19 protein-coding genes and 1 pseudogene are annotated in these 25,540 nt (G+C 36.5%); 13 read left to right on the top strand and 7 right to left on the bottom strand.

From position 1 onward, the window contains the following. The first annotated feature begins 57 nt into the window (after nt 1-57). From OLM61_RS14115 to OLM61_RS14090, 6 genes are all read left to right on the top strand, one after another. Nucleotides 58-1,215 carry a PepSY-associated TM helix domain-containing protein gene (locus OLM61_RS14115; RefSeq protein WP_264523277.1) on the top strand — a complete coding sequence of 386 codons (1,158 nt, stop codon included), beginning with the start codon at nt 58-60 and terminating at the stop codon, nt 1,213-1,215. Between the two features lie 2 nt (nt 1,216-1,217). Beyond that, nucleotides 1,218-2,348 (top strand): alpha/beta hydrolase, encoded by a 1,131-nt coding sequence (locus OLM61_RS14110; RefSeq protein WP_264523276.1) that lies wholly within the window; start codon nt 1,218-1,220, stop codon nt 2,346-2,348. Between the two features lie 102 nt (nt 2,349-2,450). Beyond that, a complete protein-coding gene (locus tag OLM61_RS14105) occupies nt 2,451-3,176 on the top strand; it encodes a hypothetical protein (RefSeq protein ID WP_264523275.1) in 726 nt (241 codons plus the stop codon). Between the two features lie 255 nt (nt 3,177-3,431). Then, nucleotides 3,432-5,702: a TonB-dependent siderophore receptor gene (locus tag OLM61_RS14100; protein ID WP_264523274.1), complete on the top strand. Its 2,271-nt coding sequence runs from the start codon at nt 3,432-3,434 to the stop codon at nt 5,700-5,702. A gap of 183 nt (nt 5,703-5,885) precedes the next feature. Further along, entirely contained in the window at nt 5,886-7,199 is a 1,314-nt protein-coding gene (locus tag OLM61_RS14095; RefSeq protein WP_264523273.1) for an APC family permease, read from the top strand. A gap of 181 nt (nt 7,200-7,380) precedes the next feature. Continuing rightward, on the top strand, nt 7,381-8,004 hold the full coding sequence (locus tag OLM61_RS14090) for a GyrI-like domain-containing protein (RefSeq protein WP_264523272.1): 624 nt from the start codon (nt 7,381-7,383) through the stop codon (nt 8,002-8,004). A 64-nt stretch (nt 8,005-8,068) separates the two neighbouring features. Here the strand turns inward: OLM61_RS14090 and OLM61_RS14085 are convergent, their stop codons facing one another. Then, entirely contained in the window at nt 8,069-10,702 is a 2,634-nt protein-coding gene (locus tag OLM61_RS14085; protein WP_264523271.1) for a valine--tRNA ligase, read from the bottom strand. 273 nt (nt 10,703-10,975) lie between these two features. Here OLM61_RS14085 and OLM61_RS14080 point away from each other — a divergent pair, with 273 nt between their 5' ends. Continuing rightward, the gene (locus tag OLM61_RS14080) at nt 10,976-11,356 is read left to right on the top strand and encodes a DUF1573 domain-containing protein (RefSeq protein WP_264523270.1); all 381 of its coding nucleotides are present in this window, start codon (nt 10,976-10,978) and stop codon (nt 11,354-11,356) included. A gap of 121 nt (nt 11,357-11,477) precedes the next feature. Here the strand turns inward: OLM61_RS14080 and OLM61_RS14075 are convergent, their stop codons facing one another. The 5 genes from OLM61_RS14075 to OLM61_RS14055 all read right to left on the bottom strand — a co-directional run bounded on the left by OLM61_RS14075 (nt 11,478) and on the right by OLM61_RS14055 (nt 19,366). Beyond that, nucleotides 11,478-11,963, bottom strand: a complete 486-nt coding sequence (locus OLM61_RS14075) for a hypothetical protein (protein WP_264523269.1) — start codon at nt 11,961-11,963, stop codon at nt 11,478-11,480. Nucleotides 11,964-12,106: 143 nt separating this feature from the next. Continuing rightward, the gene (locus tag OLM61_RS14070; protein ID WP_264523268.1) at nt 12,107-14,272 is read right to left on the bottom strand and encodes an OmpA family protein; all 2,166 of its coding nucleotides are present in this window, start codon (nt 14,270-14,272) and stop codon (nt 12,107-12,109) included. Between the two features lie 10 nt (nt 14,273-14,282). Continuing rightward, nucleotides 14,283-15,218 (bottom strand): type IX secretion system membrane protein PorP/SprF, encoded by a 936-nt coding sequence (locus tag OLM61_RS14065; protein WP_264523267.1) that lies wholly within the window; start codon nt 15,216-15,218, stop codon nt 14,283-14,285. 33 nt (nt 15,219-15,251) lie between these two features. After that, nucleotides 15,252-17,891: a gliding motility-associated C-terminal domain-containing protein gene (locus tag OLM61_RS14060; protein ID WP_264523266.1), complete on the bottom strand. Its 2,640-nt coding sequence runs from the start codon at nt 17,889-17,891 to the stop codon at nt 15,252-15,254. Between the two features lie 149 nt (nt 17,892-18,040). Further along, entirely contained in the window at nt 18,041-19,366 is a 1,326-nt protein-coding gene (locus OLM61_RS14055) for a PDZ domain-containing protein (RefSeq protein WP_264523265.1), read from the bottom strand. A 122-nt stretch (nt 19,367-19,488) separates the two neighbouring features. On the opposite strand from OLM61_RS14055, the gene OLM61_RS14050 reads away from it, so the two are divergent. From OLM61_RS14050 to lgt, 6 genes and pseudogenes are all read left to right on the top strand, one after another. After that, nucleotides 19,489-20,685, top strand: a complete 1,197-nt coding sequence (locus OLM61_RS14050) for a pyridoxal phosphate-dependent aminotransferase (protein WP_264523264.1) — start codon at nt 19,489-19,491, stop codon at nt 20,683-20,685. A gap of 202 nt (nt 20,686-20,887) precedes the next feature. Beyond that, nucleotides 20,888-21,559, top strand: a complete 672-nt coding sequence (folE, locus tag OLM61_RS14045) for a GTP cyclohydrolase I FolE (RefSeq protein ID WP_264523263.1) — start codon at nt 20,888-20,890, stop codon at nt 21,557-21,559. Between the two features lie 116 nt (nt 21,560-21,675). Further along, nucleotides 21,676-22,011: pseudogene (locus tag OLM61_RS14040) on the top strand (four helix bundle protein); the annotation flags it as partial. A 105-nt stretch (nt 22,012-22,116) separates the two neighbouring features. Next, nucleotides 22,117-23,595, top strand: coding sequence for a cysteine--tRNA ligase (gene cysS, locus OLM61_RS14035; RefSeq protein WP_264523262.1), 1,479 nt, complete (start codon nt 22,117-22,119; stop codon nt 23,593-23,595). Between the two features lie 22 nt (nt 23,596-23,617). Continuing rightward, nucleotides 23,618-23,857, top strand: a complete 240-nt coding sequence (gene yidD / locus OLM61_RS14030; protein ID WP_070906973.1) for a membrane protein insertion efficiency factor YidD — start codon at nt 23,618-23,620, stop codon at nt 23,855-23,857. A gap of 65 nt (nt 23,858-23,922) precedes the next feature. Then, nucleotides 23,923-24,855, top strand: coding sequence for a prolipoprotein diacylglyceryl transferase (gene lgt, locus OLM61_RS14025; protein ID WP_264523261.1), 933 nt, complete (start codon nt 23,923-23,925; stop codon nt 24,853-24,855). 54 nt (nt 24,856-24,909) lie between these two features. Here the strand turns inward: lgt and OLM61_RS14020 are convergent, their stop codons facing one another. Further along, nucleotides 24,910-25,524 (bottom strand): acyloxyacyl hydrolase, encoded by a 615-nt coding sequence (locus tag OLM61_RS14020; RefSeq protein WP_264523260.1) that lies wholly within the window; start codon nt 25,522-25,524, stop codon nt 24,910-24,912. Nucleotides 25,525-25,540: the final 16 nt, after the last annotated feature.

The raw sequence follows: 25,540 nt of genomic DNA, 5'->3' as shown, positions 1-25,540 counted from the left end.
GTTATAACCAAGCTGCCTCTCATTTGAAATGTAGCTTGGTTTTTATCGTTTTACCGTATGTCTGGAAATACAATCAAAAAAAACAAACAAAAAAGCAAATGGAGTAAACTGAATCATTGGCTGCACTTATGGTTAGGGCTTAGCTCCGGAATTATTGTATTTATTGTGGCGCTTACAGGAGTATTGTTTATTTTTTGCGATAATATCATTGATGGACTCGCTTATGATTCCTTATATGTTTCTAAAGTAAAAGAGCAAAAACTGACTCCGGAAGAAATCATAAAAGCTTTCAAAACACAGCTACCGGATCGGAAACCCAGTTATTTTATTACTTACAGAGATCCCGAAAGAACCATTAAAATGGCTTCGTCGACCAAAGACCGGGATTTGCAATTTTCATGGATCGATCCCTACACAGGCAAAGTTCTGACTTCGGGAAAGGCTTACGATTTCTTTTATGTCATTGCCCACATTCACAGCGGTCACATTCCGTTTGGAGATATTGGGAATTTAGTTGTAGAAATTTCGGTTTGGATTTTTCTAATCGAATTAATTACGGGACTTATTTTATGGTGGCCCAAAAAATGGAACCGATCTACCAAACTGCAAAGCTTTACTATTAAAAAAAATGCCAGTTTCAAGCGACTCAATTATGATTTACACAATGTTCCCGGGTTTTATAACCTGTTACCCGCCTTATTGATTACCATTACGGGTTTAATTATTGTCAACAAACCTTTAAACTCAGCGACGCAAAAAGCATTTGGCGGTATGCCGCGTGCTTACTCCAAAATGCGGGACATCAAACCGGAATATGACAGTACTAAAACATTTGCAGCACTAAACCCTATAATAGAACGATTATTTGCAAAAGACAAAACGATCGAACAAGTCAAATTATCGATTGCCGCAAAAGACAGCATTACCAGTTTATTTGCAGTTACAGCCGAAGACATTGGTCTGAAAGGTGTTCAAAACGGGAAAACTTTTGTGCTTAATCGCTATACAGGCCAGGAATTTGAAATACCCGTAAAAGTAATGAACGGTTTAGATATTGATGACACGACTATGAATCTCCACATTGGTTTTTGGGCCGGATGGATCGGAAAAACCCTGACTTTACTGGTGGGACTTGTATGTATGTTTCTTCCCGTAACAGGTTTTTTAATTTGGTATGGACGTCAGAATAAAAAGAAAAAAACACAATCAGTTTAAAAATGAAAAAAACAATTTTATTGCTATCCCTCTTTTGGTTTACGCCTTCCTTTTCGCAAGATAGCATCTCTATTGGCAGTAAACATCATCTATTCTCTAAAGCATTAAATGAAGAACGAAACTTCTGGGTTTATCTTCCCCCCGATTACAACAGTACTAAATATGCTCCTGCAAAATATCCTGTTGTTTATTTATTGGATGCCGAGAGTAATTTCCATTCCTTTACCGGACTTCAGCAATCACTTGCACGAGGACCTTATGCCAGAATTCCTCAAATGATCATTGTTGGAATAACCAATACCAACCGAACCAGAGATCTTACCCCTACCGAAGCAAATCGTCAGGCGTTTTTTGATAAAAACAAAAAGATGTTTCAACAAAGCGGGGACAATAAAAACTTCATCACTTTTTTAGAGAAAGAGCTACGTCCTTACATCGACTCCAAGTACAGAACTTCGGGTTATAATGTTTTAAACGGGCATTCTTTTGGAGGATTAACAGCCGTAAACATTCTGTTGAATCACACCTCATTGTTTAATTCTTATATCATTATTGACCCAAGTCTTTGGTGGGACAATGAACTTATGAATAAAAAAGCCGATTCACTTTTCAATACAAAAAATTTTGAACAGCGCAGTATTTATTTGGCTATGGCCGATAAAAAAAGTATTCCTCAGGACACTACAACCGATATGGCAAGAGGCATCAGAAAATTTGAAAAATTATTAAAAGATAAGAAGCCTAAAAACCTTCGCTGGGGCTTTAAATTTTATGACAATGAAGACCACGGAACCATTCCCATTCCGGCCGAATATGATGGTTTACGATTCCTTTTTGAAGAACATCTGGTTCAGGTAAAACAAGCCGTTATTGATCCAACACTGGTCGAAAAGCAATATGCTAAATTATCTCAGCAAACCGGTTTTACCTTCCTCCCAACCGAAAGTTATCTCGATTGGATTGGCAATTATTGTCTGGATATTGAAAAACCGCAACAGGCCCTAATTTTCTTTAAATATGCCGAAAAGTATTATCCGAAAAGTAAAAATGTACCTCTCGCATTGGAAAAAGCATATCTAAAAAATGGAGACACAAAACTGGCTGACGATATTCGGAAGAAAATCCAAAATTAGATTTACAGGTTATTATTCATAATTGTTCTAAATAAATATTGTCAAACTAATATTAAATTTTACATTTGTGATACTCAATTATTAACTCACTATTTAAATATTATGAAATCTAAAACTTTAAAATCAATAACATTTTTACTTTTAATGTTAGTTGCGAGCCCTGCATTATTTGCCCATGCTTTATGGATTGAAACTAAAGCGACTGGTACTAAAGGGAAAGCACAGGAAATTTCAGTTTTCTTCGGAGAATTTTCAGATAATGATATTACGGCTTCAGCAAAATGGTTTTCAGATTTAAAAGATTTTTCATTGGTTGTAATCAGCCCTTCAAAAAAGGAAACAAAACTTACTGCGGCAGCTTTAGAAAATAAATATCAGGCCTTTTTTACACCAGATGAAGATGGCGTTTACACGGTTGTTATGCACCACACTGTAAAAGATGTGTACGGAACCATGAAATTAGATTACAATTCAAGCGCAACGGTTACCGTTGGAAATGCTGTAAAAGGAAACGATGCTACTGCAAACACAAACATTATCAGTGTGTTTTCTAAAGAAGTTACCGCTGCCAAACAAAAAACAGCTATCAACATAAATGCATTGTACGAAGGTGCTGCAGCCAAAAAGCAAAAAATAAAAGTAATTGCTCCAAATGGCTGGGAAAAAGAATTATGGAGTAATGACAAAGGAGAAATCACTTTTACACCGCTTTGGTCAGGAAATTATATGGTAGAGTTCGCTTATACCGAAAAAGCTGCCGGAGAACACAATGGTAAAAAATACAACGAAATCTGGAAGATGGCGACTTATTTAATCGCGGTTAAATAATTCATTCTTTCGATTTTAAAACTTTATATACTGGTTAAGCCTTGTTCAGTAAGAACAGGGCTTTTTTATTCGAAAGGCCCTAGCATAGAACTATCCTTGCCTACACAATAAAACTCAAAAAAGCAAAATCTTAAGCAAATCTTAAGACTATTCTAATGAAATTTTAATCTAGAAACCTTTCTTTAAATTTTGTTAAAACATCGATGCGCCCTTATATTTGCAAAAATTTATTTTTATTAAATCTAAATAAGCATCATGAAATATAATTTACTACTTGCTTTATCTTTGATTAGTTTTGCGTCTTACAGTCAGAACTACTCCAGTACAGAAAATACTTCGACTGAAAATGATACTGTAAAAAACAAAAAAGGAGAGGTTCTAAATGAAGTTTTAATTAAAACCAACAGAGAACCTAAAGCGGTTACTGCAGTTCGTTCCGGACTAAAACCAATGGATAACCCGCAAACTATACAGGTTATTGGTTCTGAAATAATTGAACAACAACAGGCAATTCGTTTAAGCGAGGTTATAAAAAATGCCAATGGTGTTTATGTAAGTTCTGCACGTGGTGGTGCACAGGAATCCTTTTTCTCAAGAGGATATGACATGTCTGCCAATAATATGTTTAAAAATGGTTTCCGTTACAATTCCGGTTCCATTCCTGAAGTTTCCGGTCTGGAGAAAGTTGAGTTCTTAAAAGGAGGTTCGGCTTTATTGTTTGGAAACGTTGCGCCGGGAGGTATCTTAAACCTGGTAACGAAAACCCCTTCATTCAAATCAGGCGGTGAGATAGGGATGCAAATCGGAAGTTATGCTTTCTACAAGCCTTCTTTTGATTTTTACGGTCCACTTAATAAATCTATTGCTTTCAGAATAAACGGTTCTTACGAAAACTCGGAGAGCTTCAGAGATGTAGTAAAAAACGAACGTTTGTACATCAACCCGTCTTTGCTTTTTATTGTTAGCCCTAAAACACAAATTACGGTACAAGGAGATTACCTAACAGCAGACTGGACTCCTGATTTTGGAACAGGTCTTATAGGAAAACAAATTCTTGACTTGCCTCGTAATGCATTCTACGGATCACTTTGGTCTACTGGTGCGACAAAATCAGCAAGTGCTTCGGTTTTATTAAACCATGATTTCAATAAAAACTGGAAACTAAACTTCAATAGTTCTTTCCAAAGTTATGATAGAACTCAGAAATCTACAGCTCAGATGTCTAATATAACCGATAAGGGAGACTGGACCAGAGCATTAGTTCAAAATAAAAACTTAGAGCAGATATTGGGAGACCAGTTAAGCTTACAAGGAAATTTTAATACCGGGTCAGTAAAACACCAAATCTATACTGGTATAGATTGGGAAAATTCATTTGCTACCGGATACACTTATGCTTTTGATCCTGCAAATTACGACACCATTAATTTATTTACTTTTGATCCTTCAAAACAAAAGAATGATATTCCAAATGCAAGAGCGACTCAAATTCTAAAAACAGAAACTAATCGTTTTGGAGCCTATTTTCAGGATCTGATTTCGATTACAGAAAAAGTAAAAGTATTGGCTGGTATTCGTTGGTCATGGCAAGAAGGAGAAGCTACTACTTATAAAGAAACTTATAACACCGGCACAAAAGTTCAAACGGTCGCTCCGGAAAATGCAACGGCTGAAGTTGGCGCTAAAAGACTTGACAATGCATTCTCTCCGAAAGTGGGTATTATCTATCAACCAACAAAAAGCACTTCATTGTTCGCCAGCTACTCGAACTCATTTTCACCAAATTCAGGGTTCACTGTTGACAACAAAACAATTGAAGCATCGATCATCGACCAATACGAAGCAGGTATTAAGAAAGATTTCTTTGATGGATTGTTAAGCACAAACTTAACTGTTTACCAAATCTCAAACAGCAATTTGGCTCAAACTGCACCATTTTTAGCTGATGGAGTTACTGAAAATGTGAATTCAAACATAAAAGTATTGGGTGGTGCTACCAAAAGTAAAGGAGTTGAAATTGATGTTACTGCAACACCTGTAGAAGGACTTAATATTATTGCCGGTTATAGCTATAATGATATGCGTTATACTAAAACTTCAGGAACAAGTGGAAGTTTTGTAGCAGGAGATCAGGTTGTAAGAACACCAAAAAATACAGCCAACCTAAGTTTCTTCTATAAAGTACCGGAAGGAATGTTTAAAGGAGTTTCATTTGGAGCAATCGCCAACTACATTGGTAACCGTTTAGGAGGTTGGAATGATGATTATTTATGGACAGCTGTTAAACCTACACCTGCTAATCCAAAACCAAATCCTGCTTACATTGTTACCATTAGAGACAGAGATATTCCTATCGAAGGTTACACTACTATAGATGCTTCAATAGGTTATGAGTGGGGGAAATTCTCAGTTTTATGTAAATTATCTAATATTACAAACGAATTGAATTATACTGTTCACGAAAATTACAGTATAAACCCTATCGCACCTCGTCAGGTTATGACAAGCTTAAAATATAAATTCTAAATTTTGAATTAGATTTTACCCTCCAGACTTTTGCTGCATTTCAGCAATGAAAACAAAAAAGTTTGGTTTTAAACCGAAAACCTCAGCTGGCAACAGTTGAGGTTTTTTGTTTTACCTAAAGAAAGTACTGAGATTGTATTACTTTTGTCCGGCAATACCACTAATCAAAATAAAGCCCTTTATATGTCAGACTCCAGAAAAAACCAATTACAAAAAAGCCTCGGCTTAAGTTTTAATATTGCCGTATTAATTGGAGGTACGATTGGAGTTGGTATTTTACGAACACCGGGAACGATCGCCGAAATGCTTAACAATTACTGGTTAATTATTGCTTCATGGCTCTTTGGAGGTTTGTATGTTTTACTGGGAGCCAATTCGTATGCCGAACTTGCAACTATGTTACCCAAAGCCGGAGGTTCTTATAACTATATTAAAAGAGCTTTTGGCGAATATGCGGGTTTTCTGTCCGGTTGGTTCGATTATATTACCAATGTTATCCCGCCAGCTTTTTACTGCATTGTCATTAGCGAATATGTTATTATTTTATTTCCTGCACTTGCTAATTATTCTACTATAATGGCCATTTCGTTATTGCTTGCTTTTGTATTGATACACCTGAGCGGTGTAAAAAACGGAAGCGTTATCCAGCAAATTACAAGCTTACTAAAAGTGATTTGTTTTGTCGCCTTAGTTGTTGCCTGCTTTATGTATACCGGTATTGAAACTACACCCATAAAAACAGACAGCTCTTTCTTTCAGATTGGCTTATTATTTGGATTTTTCAAATCATTACAACTCATCATCGGTACTTATAACGGCTGGAACAGCGTTTGCTTTTTTGCTGAAGAAAATGACAACCCGGGCAAAAACATTCCGAAATCATTGTACAGCGGTGTTTTACTCGTTATGTCTATTTATATTTTGGTAAATGCCGCTTTTTTTCATGTCTTACCCATCGAAACTTTAGCCAAATCAAATCTCGCAGCTGCCGATGTCGCCAAAATTCTTTTCGGAGAAAACGGTGCTCTTATCGTTACGGTAATTTCTATTTTTTCCTTAATCAGTATTTTGAATGCTTTTATGATGATTCCACCAAGAATTTTGTACGGATTAAGCCGTGACGGGTTTTTCATCGAAAAAGGAACGCAGGTAAATAAGGGCGGAACTCCTATAGTAGCGCTTTTAGTATCATCACTTTTCAGCTTGTTTTTAATTTGCATCGGCTCTTTTGAAGTACTGTTCTCCTTCGCCGCTTTTATCTCGATTATCGTTTGGGGACTGGCCTATTTTTCGCTTTTAAAACTAAGAACTAAAGAACCTGATCTTCCAAGACCTTACCGTTCTTTTTGGTATCCCTGGACCACCATAATTGCTATTATCATCTCGATTGCTTTACTAATCGGATTTATTTACAGCGATCCTAAAAGCTTTATCATTATTATGGGAATTACAGCGATTTCTTATCCCCTATTTTTAGTTTTGAAGAAGAAAAAATAACTTCTAATTAATAGCCACGAATTCAATAATTACAATACCAAACCCGACAGGTTTCAAAAACCTGTCGGGTTTAATTTTATAATGAACAGAGAAAATTAATTCTTATTTCAAACCACCCTAACGCTGCTGACATACGGTTGTCACTCCCTGTGATTTAATTTGCGGTATAAAACGATACAAGATGAGCAAACTAGATTTAACAAAAAGTGACAAAGTATATTATACGGCCAAAGCCAAGCCTGAAATACTTTATATCGAAAGAACAAACTATATATCGATTACCGGAACAGGAGATCCTTCGGGAGCAGTATTTTCAGAAAAAATTCAGGCCCTGTATACCACCGCTTACTGCATTAAATTTATGCTAAAAGCAGTCGATAATGATTTTGTCGTTCCAAAACTAGAAGCTTTATGGAGTTTTGATGCCGAAAAATACAAGGATATTTCAATGGATGAAGCTCCGTTAAAAATACCCCGAGCGGAGTGGGATTACAGAATTATGATTCGAATGCCGGACTTCATAACTAAAGAACATGTGGAAGAAGCTATTCCTATTGCCGTTAATAAAAAACAAATAACGTTGGCAAAGTCTATTGAGTTTTATGAAATGGCAGAAGGCAAAGTAGTGCAGATTCTTCATGTGGGTCCTTTTGAAAATGAACCGCAAACGCTGAAAAAAATCCAGGAGTTTACTACTGCACACCATTTAGAGCAAAACGGATTGCATCATGAAATTTATCTGTCAGACTTTCGAAAAACACCTTCTGAAAAATTAAAAACTTTACTCAGAGAACCCGTTAAATAACAAACCCGACAGGTTTTTGAAACCTGTCGGGTTTAATTTTATAATCCCCAGAAAAATCTAATTCTTATTTCAAACCAGCTAAACTCTGCTCGATTGTAGCAATTTTTGCTAAAGCATCAGCTTGTTTTTGTTTCTCTATGTTTAGGACTTTTTCCGGAGCTCCATTTACAAATTTTTCGTTAGAAAGTTTTGCTTCTACAGATTTCAGGAATCCTTTTGTATAATTTAATTCTTCTGTCAGTTTTGCAATTTCGGCTTCAACATCAATACTTCCGGTAATCGGAATGAAATATTCATTTGATTTTACACGGAAAGATAACGCTCCGTCAACTTTTGCCGAAACATATTCGAAAGCTGAAATATTACCTAGTTTTGTTACAATTGAATCAAAATACGTTGTAATATTCTCGCTGTTGATTGCCTTTAATTCGATTGCATCTTTAAACGGAATGTTTTTATCTTTACGAATCGTTCTGATTCCTGAAATCACTTCAATAGTACTATCAAAATCAGAGATTAAACTCGCGTTGAAAGGTTTTAATTCCGGCCAGGTCGAAACGATTAAAGCTTCTTCAGCAGTTCTGTCTGCAATTAAATGCCAAATTTCTTCGGTTAAGAAAGGCATAAACGGATGAAGCAACTTCAAATTACTTTCTAGCATTTCGATTGCTTTGTCAAATGTCGTCTTATCAATTGGCTGTTGGTACGCCGGTTTAATCATTTCTAAGAACCATGAACAGAAATCATCCCAAACCAATTTGTAAATGGCCATCAATGAATCTGAGATTCTGTATTTCTCAAAATTATCTTCAATATCAACCAAAGTCTGCTGCAATTTTGCTTCGTACCATTCGATCGCTACTTTTGATGATTCCGGTTGTGGAATAGTTTCTGAAACTTCCCATCCTTTAATCAGTTTAAAGGCATTCCAAATCTTGTTTGAAAACGCTTTCCCCTGATTACACAATTCTTCATCAAACATAATATCGTTTCCTGCAGAAGCACTCAAAAGCAATCCTACACGAACTCCATCCGCACTGAATTTATCGATCAGGTCTAATGGATCAGGAGAATTCCCTAATGATTTAGACATTTTACGACGCTGTTTGTCACGAACCAAACCAGTTAAATACACATTTGTAAATGGTTTTTCTCCCGCATATTCATAACCTGCAATGATCATTCTCGCTACCCAGAAGAATAAGATATCCGGACCGGTAACCAGATCATTTGTTGGATAATAATATTTATAATCGGCACTTTCCGGGTCCATGATTCCGCCAAAAACTGACATTGGCCAAAGCCATGATGAAAACCAGGTATCCAAAGCATCAACATCCTGTGTTAAATCTTTTGTTTCAAGTTTCAGGTTTGAAGTTCTTTCCTGCGCTAATTTTAGAGCATCTTCAATATTTTCAGCTACTACGAAATCTTCTTTTCCGTCTCCGAAATAATAAGCAGGTATTTGTTGTCCCCACCATAATTGACGTGAGATGTTCCAATCACGAATATTGTTTAACCAGTGCGCATACGTGTTTTCAAAACGTTTTGGATGCAATTTAATATCTCCGGTTTCTAAAACTGACTTAATAGCCGGTTTTACCAAATCTTCCATTTTCAAAAACCATTGATCAGACAATCTCGGTTCGATTACTGCTTTGGTTCTTTCAGAAGTTCCCACTTTATTCAAATGGATTTCGGTCTTTGCCAAAGCTCCGATTTCTTCTAATTCTTTTGCAATTTCAGTACGAACCACAAAACGGTCTTTACCCTGATAATGCAATCCGAAACTATTTAACGTAGCATCTTCATTAAAAATATCAACGATTTCAAGATTGTGTTTCTCTCCTAATGTTTTATCATTCATATCGTGCGCCGGAGTCACTTTCAAACATCCGGTTCCGAACTCAACATCAACATATTCGTCTTCGATAATCGGAATAACTCTTCCACAAATTGGAACGATGGCACTTTTACCTTTTAAATGTGTAAAACGCTCATCATTTGGATTGATACAGATCGCAGTATCTCCAAAAATAGTTTCCGGACGTGTTGTAGCAATCGTCAGAAAATCTTCTGAACCTTCAATTTTATATTTTAAGAAAAATAATTTCCCTTGTTGTTCTTCGTAAATAACCTCTTCGTCAGACAAAGTTGTTTTGGCTTCCGGATCCCAGTTTACCATTCGGTATCCTCGATAAATCAACCCTTTGTTGTATAAATCAACAAACGATTTAATTACAGAAGCTGACATATCAGGATCCATCGTAAATTTAGTTCTTTCCCAGTCGCAGGAAGCTCCAAGTTTTTTAAGCTGCTCTAAGATTACACCACCGTATTTATCTGTCCATTCCCAAGCGTGTGCCAAAAACTCTTCGCGGGTTAAATCATTTTTATTGATTCCTTCTGCTTTCAATTTCTGTACTACTTTTGCTTCTGTAGCAATAGAGGCATGATCCGTTCCCGGAACCCAGCAGGCATTAAAACCTTTAAGACGCGCTCTACGAATTAAAACATCCTGAATGGTATTGTTCAACATATGCCCCATGTGAAGGACTCCTGTCACGTTTGGTGGCGGAATTACAATTGTATAAGGTGTTCTGTGATCAGGCTCTGAATGAAAATAATTATTCTTCATCCAGTAATCGTACCATTTATTCTCGATTGTTTTAGCGTCAAATTGTGCTGGAATTGTCATTTAAATAGATTGTTTAATCGTTAATTCGTGTATTTGTTTAGTCGTTATTCCCGTATTTGTTTAATCGTTTTTTACTGCAATCACAGCTTTTACTAATCATCAGTCGATTAAACGGTTAAACGATTAAACAATAAAACAGAAAAACTGGTTCAATTTTTGTAATCATTACTGACAGCAAAAGTAAATAATTAAGTACACTATAAAAAGCGAATTAATAATTTGTGTGTTAATTAAAAGAATGTATATTTACTTACAACTTAAAATAAATTTCAAATGAAAAATGTAGCCTCTTTTATTGCAGTCGTATTGTTTAGCACAATAAGTTATGCACAAAACGGCCCAAAAATTGAATTTGCAGCCCAAGACAATACAATTGATTATGGAAAAATTTCTAAAAGTGACAACGGAGTTAGATCTTTTGAATTTACCAACACAGGTGACGCACCACTTTTGATTACAGGTGCCGAATCGACCGTAAGTTCTATAGTTGTTACCAAACCCGCAGCAGCAATTATGCCAGGTAAAACAGGTAAAATTGATGTAAAATACAACATGGTTGCCGGTCCGATCCGTAAAACAATTACTGTTGAAACCAATGCCGTAAACTATCCTGACGGTAGAGTAGCCTTAAAAATTAAAGGTGAAGTTTTATAAAAAACTAAAATCTAAAAATAGTAAAACCGCTTCTCAAATTAAGAAGCGGTTTTTTTTATCCGCATTTTTAAACTAAATCCGGCAGGTTTCAAAAACCTGTCGGATTTGTTTTGAGAGGTTATTATTTTTTCTCTGCACAAGCTGCAACATCAAATTTATACTTCACACGGTCAAAATCGATAGGTTTGTCTTTTACCAAATAAGTTACGCCCATAGTAGTCTGCATGGTTCCGTTACCCAAAATAAGTTTATTATCCTTCTTTAAAAATGCCATTGGGTTTTTAAAAGTTTTATTCTTGTTGGTCACCTCTTTAAAAGTATAATCGGCAAATAAGGTATCTCCGTGAAACTCTCCCGCAAGTTCCCCTACTCTTTCTGTTGCCGCGGCAACTTTCATAGTCATGTTACCACTTATCTTTCCATTTTTTAGCGTGTTTACTTTTAAATCGATTGTATCTTTTTCATATATGGCTTTATAACATTCTGTACTTACGATGATTTCAGCAGCTACCTTAGCTGCTTCGGCCGCTTTCTGTTTTTCATTGTCTTTACAGCTTTGAAGTCCGACACAAGTCACAAGCAAGCAGGATACCACTAATTTTTTCATAATTATATTTTTTAAAGATCATTGTTATTCTATAAAATTAAATAAAAAAGAAGCCAAAAAAAAGGCTTCTAAATTAAAATTTCAACTGTAAAACCAAAACCGCAGGATTTCAAGAACCTCCGGCCCTGGTACAGCCGCTCTGTTTATAAATTCTTAATTACAAATTCGCTCCTTCTGTTCAATTCATGTTCTTCTTCTGAACAGGCCTCATCGGGTTGGCATTTTATGATAGGCACTGATTCTCCGTATCCTTTAGCCTCAACCCTTTTGGCATTGATACCCGATTCTATTATAAAATCTCTGGTTGAACTGGCTCTTTTCTGAGACAAATTGGCATTAAACTTCTCATTCCCTCTTGAATCCGTATGCGATCCTATTTCGATTACCATTTCGGGATATTTCTTCATTAATTCTACCACACGGCCCAATACTACTTTAGATTCTTTTCGGATGTACCACAAATTATAATCAAAGTAAATCGGATCTGTTTTTATAATTAATCTGCCTTTATTGTCTTTGACCACATCTTTTTCCTGTGCAATAATCTGAGCTATTTTTTCTTTCTTTCTGATTTCTCCTGCTGTAATTTCTTCGGCTTTCGCTTTTTTATCGGCTTCTTTTAAAGCAATAATCGCCAGAGCTTCTTTTTCTTTTCTTCGCTTGGTTTCAATTTCTTCCTCTTTCTTTTTGGTCTCAGCAATTTGCAGCTCTTCTTTCTTTTTTGTTTCAGCAATCAGCAGTTCTTCCTGTTTTAGTACTTCCAAAGATTTTAAAGCCATCGAAGCATCATGACTTGCCTCTCTGGTTGTTCCCGAAGACACTGTTCTCGACTCACTTGTATAGCCTTCCTTAGCGCCCAAAACAGTAAACGCACTTTCGCAGGCAACGGTAAAACTAAATTTCCCCGCTGCGGCAGTTGTCGTTGTGCTCAAAACCTTTCCATCTGAATCCTTTAACGTCACAACTGCATTTTCCAGAGGCAATTTGGTATCGATATCCGTAATAACCCCCACAATAAATTGTTTACAATCTTCTACCAGTAAAGCTTTGATTTCTTTAATCTGATAAATATCGTCGCCCCCTTTTCCTCCCTCTCTGTTGGAAGCAAAATAACCTTCTTTGGTATCGGAATCGATGTTAAACGAAAAATCATCCCGATTTGAATTCAAAGGCAAACCAACATTTACAGGTTTACTGTAGTCGTTAGCCTTAATTTCCGAAACAAAAACATCCAGTGAACCGTAACCCAAATGCCCGTCAGACGAGAAATAAAGTTTTTGATCGTTTGAAACAAAAGGAAATTGCTCTCTTTTAGCTGTATTAATTGTCGGACCTAAATTTCGGGGTGTATCAAATGCACCTTTATTAATGTTGACCGAATAAATATCAAATGACCCTAAGGTTCCCGGCATATCTGATGCAAAATACAATACCTTTTCATCGGCACTCAAGGCCGGATGCTCAACCGAATATTCCGAACTATTAAACGGAAGCGCTACTATATTGGTCCATTTTCCTTCAACCTGTTCGGCTTTAAAAATTTGGAGATTCGAGATTTTCCGATCGTTTGTTTTCTTGCTTTTGTTCTTTGAATTGTTGCGTGTAAAGTAAATGGTTTTACCGTCTTTTGTAAAAACCGCATTGGCCTCGTGCATACCTGTTTTTAGTTCTTTGGCAAAATAATGCACAATAGAATCAGCCGAATTGCTGTTTTTTAAAGGGATCGTAACCAAGTTCAAATAGGTTTTATTGTCCCATTTGAATTTTTTATCCAGCAATCCCGGTTTTAACTTTACGCCCGCAAAAACCAGATTATCATTGTATTTTACAGCCCCAAACTCTGAATTAGGTGTATTGATCGCCAGATTTTTAAGTTCATAGCGCTTCCCGATTGCCGAAACATTTTCTAAAATCTTAAGGTCTTTTTCAAAATTAGAAACAGCGTCAGCGTTACCAGATTTTGCATAATATTCTTTTAAAGCTGCATTGGCATCGGCATAACTGTCGCTTGCTTTTAAAGTTTGCGCATATCTGAAATAATAATTCCGGTCTAAATCATTACTGTAATTTTGAATCAAAAGCCTGTAGTAACGCTGGGCTTTTATCAAATCGTTCGTATAAAAATAAGAGTCGGCTAAATTTTTTATCACTTCCTGCGAAGGTTTATTCTCTGCTAACTTTTCATACAAAGTAATCGCTTCACTGTAATGGGTTTTATCAAAAAATCGTTTGGCTCTGGCCAATTCAAAATCCTGAGCACTGATAAACTGTATTGAAAATACGAATACAATAACGAGTAGTTTTTTCATATTTTTCATTTTAAAAGAATCTTGGCGATTTATCATATCCTTTTCCTAACAGATCTAAATCAAAAAGCAGCATAATTTCGTGTGTGCCAGAGTTAAACCAGCCCATATTAGATAAGGTATGATCGTAGGCATAACCTACTCTTAAAGTTGGTGTTACATTTATGTTCATTAAAGCACTCACCGCATCGTTAATTCGATAAGCAGCTCCCAATTCAAATTTATTGTTGTACAAAACATTCGCGGTCAGGTCTACAGCAACAGGCGCTCCCGGAACAAATCGTGACATAAATGCGGGTTTCAGTTTGACCTTATCGTTGATTTGAAAAACATATCCGGCAGTTAAAAAGGTATGAATCGCTTCTGATCCGTAAGCATTAATTCCCGATTTTTCTTCGATATGTTTGCTGCTCAACAAATTCGGAGCCGACAATCCAACATAAAAATTATCCCTGAAATAATAAGCTCCCACTCCAATATTGGGTTTGGTGACATTTACATTTTGAGCGAAAGCTAAATCTGTAGCAGTATCACCACTTTCTAAAACAAAACCGTTAAAATTAGTCTGGAGAGATGTAAATCCGGCTTTTAATCCCAGTGAAAGTTTATTTTTTCCACCCAGGTTTAAGACATAGGCAAAATCAGCATAAAAATTATTTTCTTTTTTAGCACCATCACCAATATCATCTGAAACCAACGACAGCCCCACTTCAATTTTATCGCTTAATGCCGTATGTCCAAAAAAGGTAAAAGTCTTGGGTGCTCCAACAGCTCCCACCCATTGGGTTCTGTACAATCCTCCAAAATTCATCATTGCAGGAACTCCTGTGGCGTATGCAGGATTTACCACACTCATATTGTACATATAATGGGTATATTCCGGATCCTGCTGTGCTGAGGCTGAAGCAATGTAAAAGAGGAAACTTATAAAAAGTAGTACTTTCTTCATTTGAAACTTATATTAAATAGTGTAAAAAGGAAATTATCGGTTCAGGTAAAGTCGGCCTTGTTGTGGGCGTCTGTTGTCTTTATTAAAATTAACAACATAAAAATAGACACCGTTTGGCGCGATTCCGTCACCAAAACCGGCTGATTCCGAATTTTTCCCGTCCCAATTGGGTTTGTTTTTATTTCCCTTAAACATCACATTTCCATATCTATTGAAAATTTCCAGCGTGTAATCAGGATATAAAAATTCTATATCCGGAATCCTGAAAGTATCGTTTACATTGTCTCCATTTGGCGAAAATCCGTCCGGAATAAAAAAGGTATATTCTTCGGGATTACAATCGAATAAAGAAACAGTAACCCCCAAATAATTATCCGAGATACAATCTGTGACAGTCGAAAGATCAAAACCATAGTAGGTTACTTTGTCTTTAAGTACTGTTGTTGAAGCCAATAAGTTTCCATTATTTTCAGCGTCATACCAGGCAACTGTTGAAGAAACATTGGTTGCTTTGGACAGATCTGCAATAGTAGGATTTTTTAAACCGCAAAAATTTTCTCCTCCCGAATTTAAAGTCGGAGCCGGTGTATCGTTTACCACCACCGAAACTAAAGTTGGTGCAGAAGTACAATTTGCAGTCGAAGTCTCTCTCACATACAATTGCTCTGATTTTAAAACATAAGTACTGGCAAGTGGCGTCGTTGACGTTGCAGAACTATACCATTTGTACTGAGCTCCACGCGGAGCTAAATTTGCAATTACTGCTCTTTCCACTTTACAAAATTCCTGCGGGCTTACTGAAAGTGGAGCGTCTGGAATTGTATTTATGATAAAAGTATCCAATACATTATTTAAATTAACATCACATGATGTAATGTTGTTCTTCAAATTACGAGCTATAATTACTGAAGCACCGGTATTCAAAAGTAATTCCTGAGGAATAACAAAAGTAGCTTTTCCGTTTGCAACTGCTAAAACAACCGTTTGTACTACCGAAGCATTATCACCGGAAAGCGTGTAAGAGAGCGTAACGTCAGTTAAATTCCCTAATCCCGAAACATTAACCAGGACAGGCTCTCCAAAACAAAAGTTTTCAACCTGTACAACAACAGTTGATCCATCTGGCAGAGGATTAATACCCTGATTTCCTTTCACATTGGCCACATTCGAACATTGGGGAGTCGGATTGGTAATGTCTGTGATACTTGTTATCGTAATTGCTGACGACCCGCTTTTTACATTTAAACTTCCCGGAATTACAAAGTTGGCATTGCCACCGGAAACTGCAATATTTACTGTTCTTCCGGTAACAACATTATCTCCCGTCAGATTGTAAGTAATCCTGTAATTTCCATTAGTCAATAATGAAGCATTTGAAATCTGAACTGTCGCTGGCTGATTCTGACAGACTGGAGTGGTTGTCAATACGGCACCATCTAATCGCGGCAATGGACTAATGATTAAATCATCCGACAAATTACCGATTATATTGGTACATAATTTTTTACCTGCTGTTGCTATAATACTGGTTACCGCAACTCTAAATGTGCCTATTTGCCTAAAATAATTAGAATTAAGCGGAAATACCAATACCCCATTGGTAAAATTAGCCTTTACAGTCGCTGACGCAACGGTAGGTCCTGTAATATTATATTGAACTTCATATTCTCCATTCGGAATCATTTGCGGCCCTTGTGTAATTTTTGCGGTATACGATGCCGTTGCAATTTTATCTTCACAAATATCTGAATCTACTTCTATCTTCGCGCCGGTAAAATCTAATCTCTTTTCCAGTGTAATGATTACTGTTTCAACATCATTTTGACAGATATTCTGATTCGGAACTGCAAAAACAGTGTAGGTATACATGTACTCTCCAGGTCCGGATGCATCAAACAATTGCTGAAGATTAACCGAGTGGTCTCCCGGCAAAGTTATACCTGGTCCACTCCATCTACCCCCCATATCTTCCCCGGAAAGCAGATCGTGCAGATCAAAATTAGTATAAGGTCCGAGGTCAGTCGTGCCGCATAAATCTTTATTTGATGGAGTTCCGGCTTCGGGCTTCCTTACAACCGTTACCTCCACTGCAGAAGTAAGTGGTGCCGTTTCACATTCCAGTACAGGCGGTACGGTATAAGTAAAATTATAAGTTGTCTTCACTTGTACCTTTGGTACCGTAAACGTAGATCTTACAATCTGACCGGCGCTATCTCTCCATGTTCCGTTGGAATGCGGCCCCATAACTGCACTATTAAATACGGTAAAAAGATTATACTCCCCTCTGTCATTACAGATTGTAGCTTCAGTTCCAATTCCGGAATATGCCCCAATAATTAAAGTTACGGTTGCTTTATTTACAGTACATCCTGCTGCTGTTACGGTATAGGTGTATTGGTAAGTCCCCCCACTTGAAATAAGCTGAGCATTTAACATTCCAGTAGCAGGATTCAAACCTCTTAAATTATTAGTATCTGTCCAGGTACCTCCCGGAGTTGGTGTCCCGCCCAATAGGGCAAATAAAGAAATCGACTGATTAACCGGATTCTCGATATCACAAATTATTTTTTGAGCATCGGTACCCGCACATTGTGCCTGAATTTTTGGAGTCCAAATCAAAAAGGCGATTAAAAACGATACAAACTGCAAGAAATTAGTGTATTTTTTTACCATAGACTCCCAATTATATTTTCTACAAACATAACAAAATAATAATGTTTATTAAACACTTGAAGTCTGCTTTAATAATTAAATCTTTACAAAATACACCCAAGCTAAAAATAACTATTCTTGTTTTACTAAAATTTAGGATTTACCTCTTTTTACAATTCATCTTCCAGTTTAAATTTGAATTTTAAAAGCAGGCTGTTTCTTTCTACTTCCAGCTCTACCCACACATCTTCTTCAGACTTTAAAAGTAAGTTTATCTGCTGCAAAGTGTATTTATAGGGAAGCGTGTGATTGATTCGGACAATGACATCTCCTACTTTCAATCCGCAACGTTCGGCAGCTGATTTTTTGCGAATGTTTACAATTTCGTAAACCGGTTTTAATGAAAATTTATATCGGAAGTCATCATTTTTTTTATTGGTGTAACCCGCATCTTCTATTGAAGAAATAACTTTTACGGTTTCCAGATGAACGGTTTCCTGAACCCATTGAAGTCCATTGTGCTGAACTGTTATACCGCTTTTATTGTAGGTAAAGGGTTCTGAAAATTTACTGTTTTTTTTAAGGTACATCGTTTTACCGGCATAGTCCATTACCAGTGTAAATCGTTTTAAAATTTCACCGCCAACAGAGCCTATACGATCGGGTACCATTTTTACATTTCGAACCGAACTTGAATCGGGAAAAGCGACAATCGGATGTTTGAAATCAAACTCATCTATAGAAAACTTCTCGATTTTGGCTCGATGTCCCTCTATATCACCACTAAAACCTTTTCCTAAAAAGTCAGGAAAATTCTTTTTAGGAAGCTTAATTTTATTGTTCTGAAAAATCCAGAAAGCATCACTGTTACCAATATCAATCAGCATTTTTGCCGGTATAGTAACACTGTCAACAAGAGCGGTAGAATAAAGATAGGGTTTCGCTCTTTCAACGGTAATTGGAACGGCTTTAAATTTCTTATTGAGTTTTTTACGGAGCTCTTCATTATTTTGATGAATGTAAACCTTCTTTTTTTGATAATTGATCTCCACCAGATTGTTTCTGAAAAATTTATATCCAATAATACCGTTCACCGGAATTCCGATATGCGATGACAAATTAAAAGTTTGATCCAAAATCACATACAACAAATGATTGTTAGATTTCAAACCATGGCTTTCGAGTATATTATTAGTCGATTTTAAGCCTTCTATTTCTTCTTCACTTCCTAAACCTCTCAATTTAATCTTCTGAACATTTTTAAAACTAACTTCCTGCCTTTCTTCCATGCTAAACAAAATGGTTTCTTCCACACCGGAATCCAGCAAGAAATTCAGTTCTACTCCGTTTACTTTTATCGGAATAAAAACCAGATTATTAATTAATTTGAAAGGTATAGTAACCTTTGAAGCGTGGTTTTCGATTTGGAAATCTTCTTGCGCGTGAAGTGCAAAAGCTGTCAAAAGCCCAAAAAACAACATGAAATGTTTTTTCATTGATAAAATTTTAAGATAAAATTACTAAAAATATCGATAATTACTACAAATTAATAAGTACCCGTAATGTTTACGTTAAATTCGAAAAAAAAATGCAAATTTGCACTTCAATAAGAAAACTCATGCCAACAATTTCTCACAAAGGCAGAAACATGCCCGAATCACCGATACGTAAACTAGCTCCTTATGCAGACCTTGCAAAGCAAAAAGGAAAGAAAGTGTATCATTTAAACATTGGTCAACCGGATATCAAGACACCCGAAGTGGCCATCGAGGCGGTAAAAAACATTGATTTAACTCTTATAGAATACAGTCCGTCAGCCGGATATGAAAGTTATAGAAAAAAATTAGCTCAATTTTACCAGCGCCAAAACGTAAATGTAAACTCAGAAGACATCATTGTAACCACTGGTGGCTCTGAAGCCTTATTATTTGCGCTGGCCACGATTACGGATCCGGGAGATGAAATCATCATCCCAGAGCCTTTTTATGCTAATTACCATGCTTTTGCATCTTCAACAAGTGCGACAGTAATTCCCGTAATTTCAACGATCGAAAGTGCCTTTGCTTTACCAAGCATTGATACGGTCGAGCAATTGATTACGCCAAAAACAAAGGCCATATTAATCTGCAACCCGGGAAATCCAACGGGATATTTATACTCTGAAGAAGAAATTAGACAGCTGGCAGGCTTAATCAAAAAACATGATTTATACCTGATTGCTGACGAAGTGTATCGTGAATTTTTGTACGATGGAGACGATAAACATTTTTCGGTAATGAATCTCGAAGAAGTTCAGCAAAATGTAATTATGGTCGATTCGGTTTCTAAACGTTACAGTATGTGTGGTGCCCGAATTGGATGTCTGGTAACCAAAAATAAAGAAGTTCTGGCAACCGTAATGAAGTTTGCGCAGGCACGTTTGAGTCCGCCAACAATTGAACAAATTGCCTGTGAAGCCGCGATAGATACTCCGCAAAGTTATTTTGACGAGGTAATTACCGAATACAAAGGACGCCGTGACACTTTGATTGCTGAATTAAACAAAATCGAAGGTGTAATTGTAACGAAACCAAAGGGAGCTTTTTACTGCATCGCACAATTGCCTATTGACAATTCTGAAGATTTTGCACAATGGCTTTTAGAAAGTTACGATCTTAATGGCGAAACCGTTATGGTGGCTCCCGCGGCCGGATTCTACTCGACTCCCGGAATGGGACTCAATCAGGTAAGAATTGCCTATGTTTTAAATAAAAAAGATTTAATTACTGCTGTAAACATTTTAAAAGAGGCTCTTTTGGTTTACAACAAGAAATAATAATACAAAACCAAAACTTTCAAAAGACAATAACAGCCTGTGTTATTGTCTTTTGCATTTTAAAGAAACCACATTTTGGAAACAATTTAAATTATATACCAAAAGGAGCAATTAAATAGTAAAAACCATAGAAAAGATTTCCTATTTATTAATTATCTTTACCGCCTTAAAAAGAAATACCCATACTAATAGTAAGTTTTTAATGATAAATAACGAAGATTTTTTAGACGAAATAGGAGACAATCATTTTAGCAGTAATGCAAAAAATCCTTTAAGACAGGACGCTTTTGACTTAAGTGATGACGAAAAAATAGAAAAGATAAAAAAAGATGTTGAAAACATTCTCCAAACTCTGGGAATGGACTTGACGGATGACAGCATAAAAGGTACTCCAAACCGAGTAGCAAAAATGTTTGTAAAAGAGATTTTTGGAGGTCTTAACCCTTCAAGACAGCCAAAAGCTTCTACTTTTGACAATAATTACAAATACGGTGAAATGCTTGTAGAGAAAAACATTACGGTTTATTCTACCTGTGAGCACCATTTATTGCCAATTATCGGAAGAGCGCATGTGGCTTATATTTCTAACGGAAGAGTTATTGGTTTGTCCAAAATGAACCGTATCGTAGAATATTACGCTAAAAGACCTCAGGTACAGGAGCGTTTAACCATGCAAATTGTTCAGGAATTACAAAAAGCACTTGGAACCGAAGACGTAGCCTGCGTTATCGATGCCAAACACCTTTGCGTAAACTCAAGAGGAATTAAAGATATCGAAAGCAGTACCGTAACTTCTGAATTTGGTGGTAGATTTAAAGATCCGCAAACTAAAAGAGAACTTTTAGACTATATTAAATTAGATACGCAATTTTAGTTGAACCGGTAAATCGTTAATTTGTTTAATTGCTTGGCCTGGTCCTACGTTTGCGATTCAAAAAATCAACAATTAAACAGAAAATAATTTAAGTTTTTTCATTTGAGAAGTTAGAAGTTTGGCAAAACACCAGAGGATTAATTTTGGATATTTATAAATTAACTGGTAAATTTCCATCAAGTGAACTATTCGGGATAACTTCTCAAATCAAGAGAAGCTCTTCTTCAATTGCGACAAATATTGCAGAAGGAACTTCGAGAAATTCGAATAAAGACAAAGCTCATTTCCTGACGATTTCATACGCATCGGCAATGGAAACTTTAAACCATCTGATCATTGCAAAAGATTTAAATTACATATCTGACATTGATTACATCGAATTACGTGAGAAAATTGAAAAAATTTGCAATCAGATAAACAGCTTAAAAAAGTATTATCTTTCCAAAGAATAAGACTTAAGTAATTACAAAACGTTTACACGATTAAACAAGCAACAAATAAACGATTACAATAAAAAAATAAACGGTTAAACAAATAAACGATTAAACAACAAAAAAATGCCTTTATACACAGCTCAACATCTAAAAATATACAATTCACTTTCGGGTGAAAAAGAAAATTTCAACCCTATACATGAAGGAAACGTTGGAATGTATGTTTGCGGACCTACGGTTTATAGCAATGTACACTTAGGAAATGTTAGAACTTTCATGTCTTTTGATGTGATATTCAGGTATTTTTTACACCTTGATTACAAAGTAAGATACGTGCGTAACATTACTGATGTTGGACATATTGTAGACGACGTTGACGAAGGCGAAGACAAAATTGCCAAGAAAGCACGATTGGAACAATTAGAACCAATGGAAGTGGTGCAGCGTTATACGGTAGATTTTCACGATATTCTGAAATCGTTCAACTTTCTACCGCCTAGTATCGAACCAACTGCTACGGGACACATTATCGAGCAAATCGAAATCGTTAAGAAAATCATCGCGACCGGAATTGGTTATGAAGCCAACGGATCGGTTTATTTTGATGTAGTAAAATATAACGAAACCAACAATTACGGAGTTTTAAGCGGCCGAAATATCGAAGATATGTTAGCCAACACCCGTGATCTTGATGGACAATCGGACAAAAGAAACCCACAGGATTTTGCGCTTTGGAAAAAGGCAGAACCCCAACATATTATGAGATGGCCTTCACCATGGAGTGATGGTTTTCCGGGCTGGCATCTAGAATGTACAGCCATGAGTACCAAATATCTGGGCAACCATTTTGACATTCACGGAGGTGGAATGGATTTGAAATTCCCACACCATGAATGTGAAATCGCTCAAAACGAAGCTTGTACAGGTCAGTCTCCGGTAAACTACTGGATGCATGCCAACATGCTGACTTTGAACGGAAAGAAAATGGCAAAATCAACCGGAAATAACATTTTACCGGGAGAGATTCTAAGCGGAGACAATGCCTTTTTAAGCAAAGCTTTTTCTGCATCAGTAACCCGTTTCTTTATGTTACAGGCGCATTACAGAAGTATTTTAGATTTTTCTGATGATGCTATTGTGGCTGCCGAAAAAGGATATAAACGATTAATGGAAGCCGTAGATGCTTTACCGTCTCTTACAGCAGACGCAACAAGCTCTATCGACGTTGCATCATGGAAACAATTGTGCTACGATGCGATGAATGACGATTTTAATACGCCAATCCTGATTGCGCAATTATTTGAAGCGGTTCGTTTCATCAATTTATTAAAAGAGAAAAAAGAAACCCTGTCGGCTGAAGACTTAAACACTTTCACAACTACAATTAATGCTTTTGTTTTTGATGTTTTAGGTTTGACCAGTGACAAGGCCACAGACGGAAATACCGATAAATTAGCAGGAACTGTCAATATGCTTATCGGAATGAGAAATCAGGCCAGAGCCGATAAAGACTTTGCTCTTTCAGATCAGATTCGCGATCAGTTGATTGCCTTGGGCATTCAGTTGAAAGATGGAAAAGAAGGAACAAGTTTCTCGATATAACACAATCACTCTCTAATAAACCATGAAAGTAATCACTCCATTTGTTTTATTAGTCCGCTTTTATCAATCTGCAATATCGCCTTTTACTCCGGCGAGTTGCAGATTTGAACCAACGTGCTCTACTTATATGATTCAGGCCCTGCAAACACATGGCTTGTTTTATGGAGGATACCTCGGCATGAAAAGAATCCTAAGCTGCCACCCTTGGGGAAGAACCGGTTACGATCCTGTTCCGGAGAAAAAATGTTCACACAAACATTAACTTTTTATAAAGTAGAACTCCATTTTTAATATTTATTTTTACCAAATACTCAAAAACAACAATACATGACACAGCCCTTAAATATTGTTTGGAATCCTTCGGAAGGAATCGATTTAGGTTTTTTTATGATTCGCTACTACAGCTTAATGTTTGTAATTGCCTTCGGTTTAGGATGGTTTTTAATGAAAAAAATCTTCGAACGCGAAAACGAATCTATTGACAAACTGGATTCTTTATTTGTCTGGACGGTTCTGGCAACTTTAATAGGCGCCCGTTTAGGACATGTTTTATTCTACGATTGGGAATATTTTAGAAATCACTTACTTGAGATATTTTTACCGGTTAGATTTGAACCAAAATTCGAATTTACCGGCTTTCAGGGATTAGCCAGCCACGGTGCTGCTATTGCCATTATTGTTGCAATGTATTATTACAGCAAAATGATCCTAAAACGTCCTTTATTATGGATTTTGGACCGTGTAGTAATTCCGGTTGCCAGTGGCGCTATTTTTGTTCGTTTAGGAAACTTCTTCAATTCTGAAATTATCGGACATGAAACGACTTCTGCTTTCGGAATTCGTTTTTTACACGATCAATTCAGCAAAAATGAAGCGGTAAATGCTACACAAATTGCAGATCCAAAAGCCGCTTATACTGCTATTGCAACCGATCCTAAATTTGCTGACTTACTAGCTCAGGTTCCGGCAAAACACCCAACACAATTGTACGAAGCAATTTCATATGTCTTTGTTTTTGCTGTTTTGTTTTTCTTATACTGGAAAACGAATGCCAGACTGAAATCAGGATTATTGTTCGGACTGTTCCTGGTTCTTTTATTTGCCGTACGTTTTGTAGTTGAATTTGTAAAAGAAAGTCAGGGCGGATTTGAGAACGAATTAGGCCTTTTCTCCACCGGACAATGGCTAAGCATTCCGTTTATTATTATTGGCCTTTTCTTTATCATAAGAGCACAAAGAAACCCTTTAGCGGAATCTTAATAACAATACAAAAACAAAAAAAACGCCCGATATGTCCAATATCGGGCGTTTTTTTTACAAACAATACGAAATACCAAATTCAATATTTCGCGTGTTAAATCCTGCGTTTTCACTATTTAGTCCGGCGTTTGAGACGTGCCGAATCCCTGAACGAATATCAAATCGTAGCTGTTCTGCTTGAACCGAAAAACCCAGCGCAAAAACATCTGCAAAAGCAAAACCGGCCGACAATCTTTCGGTGTCCCGGTCCGTTATCAAGGGGCCAATACTTCCTAAAGCATAAACCGAAAAAACCTTACCAATCGGTTTTCTGACTAAAAAACCAAGATTCAGCACATATTCATATACCTCTTTCAGCTTGGTATATTCTTCTCTCTTTTCAAGATAATCCGGTTCTTCTGGTTTTACAAAATAAAAGTTCAACAATTGGTGTCTTCCAAAATTAACTTCCGGCTGAATTAAAATTTCAAACTGAAAATGCCGTGTTTCCTTTACCCGGTAGTACAATTCTATTTTATAAAATTGATTGGTAAAAGTATAGTTTCTGTTGTTAAACTCGCTACCAAAACCATAGTTAACACCCAGCGCCACTTTTTCCTTTTTAACCTGCCCTGAAATCTTGAATACACCAAAAAAAATAATTAAAAACAATAGTAGTTTTCTACTCATAGGCATTTCTTTTTAC

The organism is Flavobacterium sp. N502536, from assembly GCF_025947345.1.
Lineage (GTDB): Bacteria > Bacteroidota > Bacteroidia > Flavobacteriales > Flavobacteriaceae > Flavobacterium.
The sequence above is the reverse complement of the archived record's forward strand: the minus strand, read 5'-3'. Positions and strand labels throughout refer to the sequence as shown.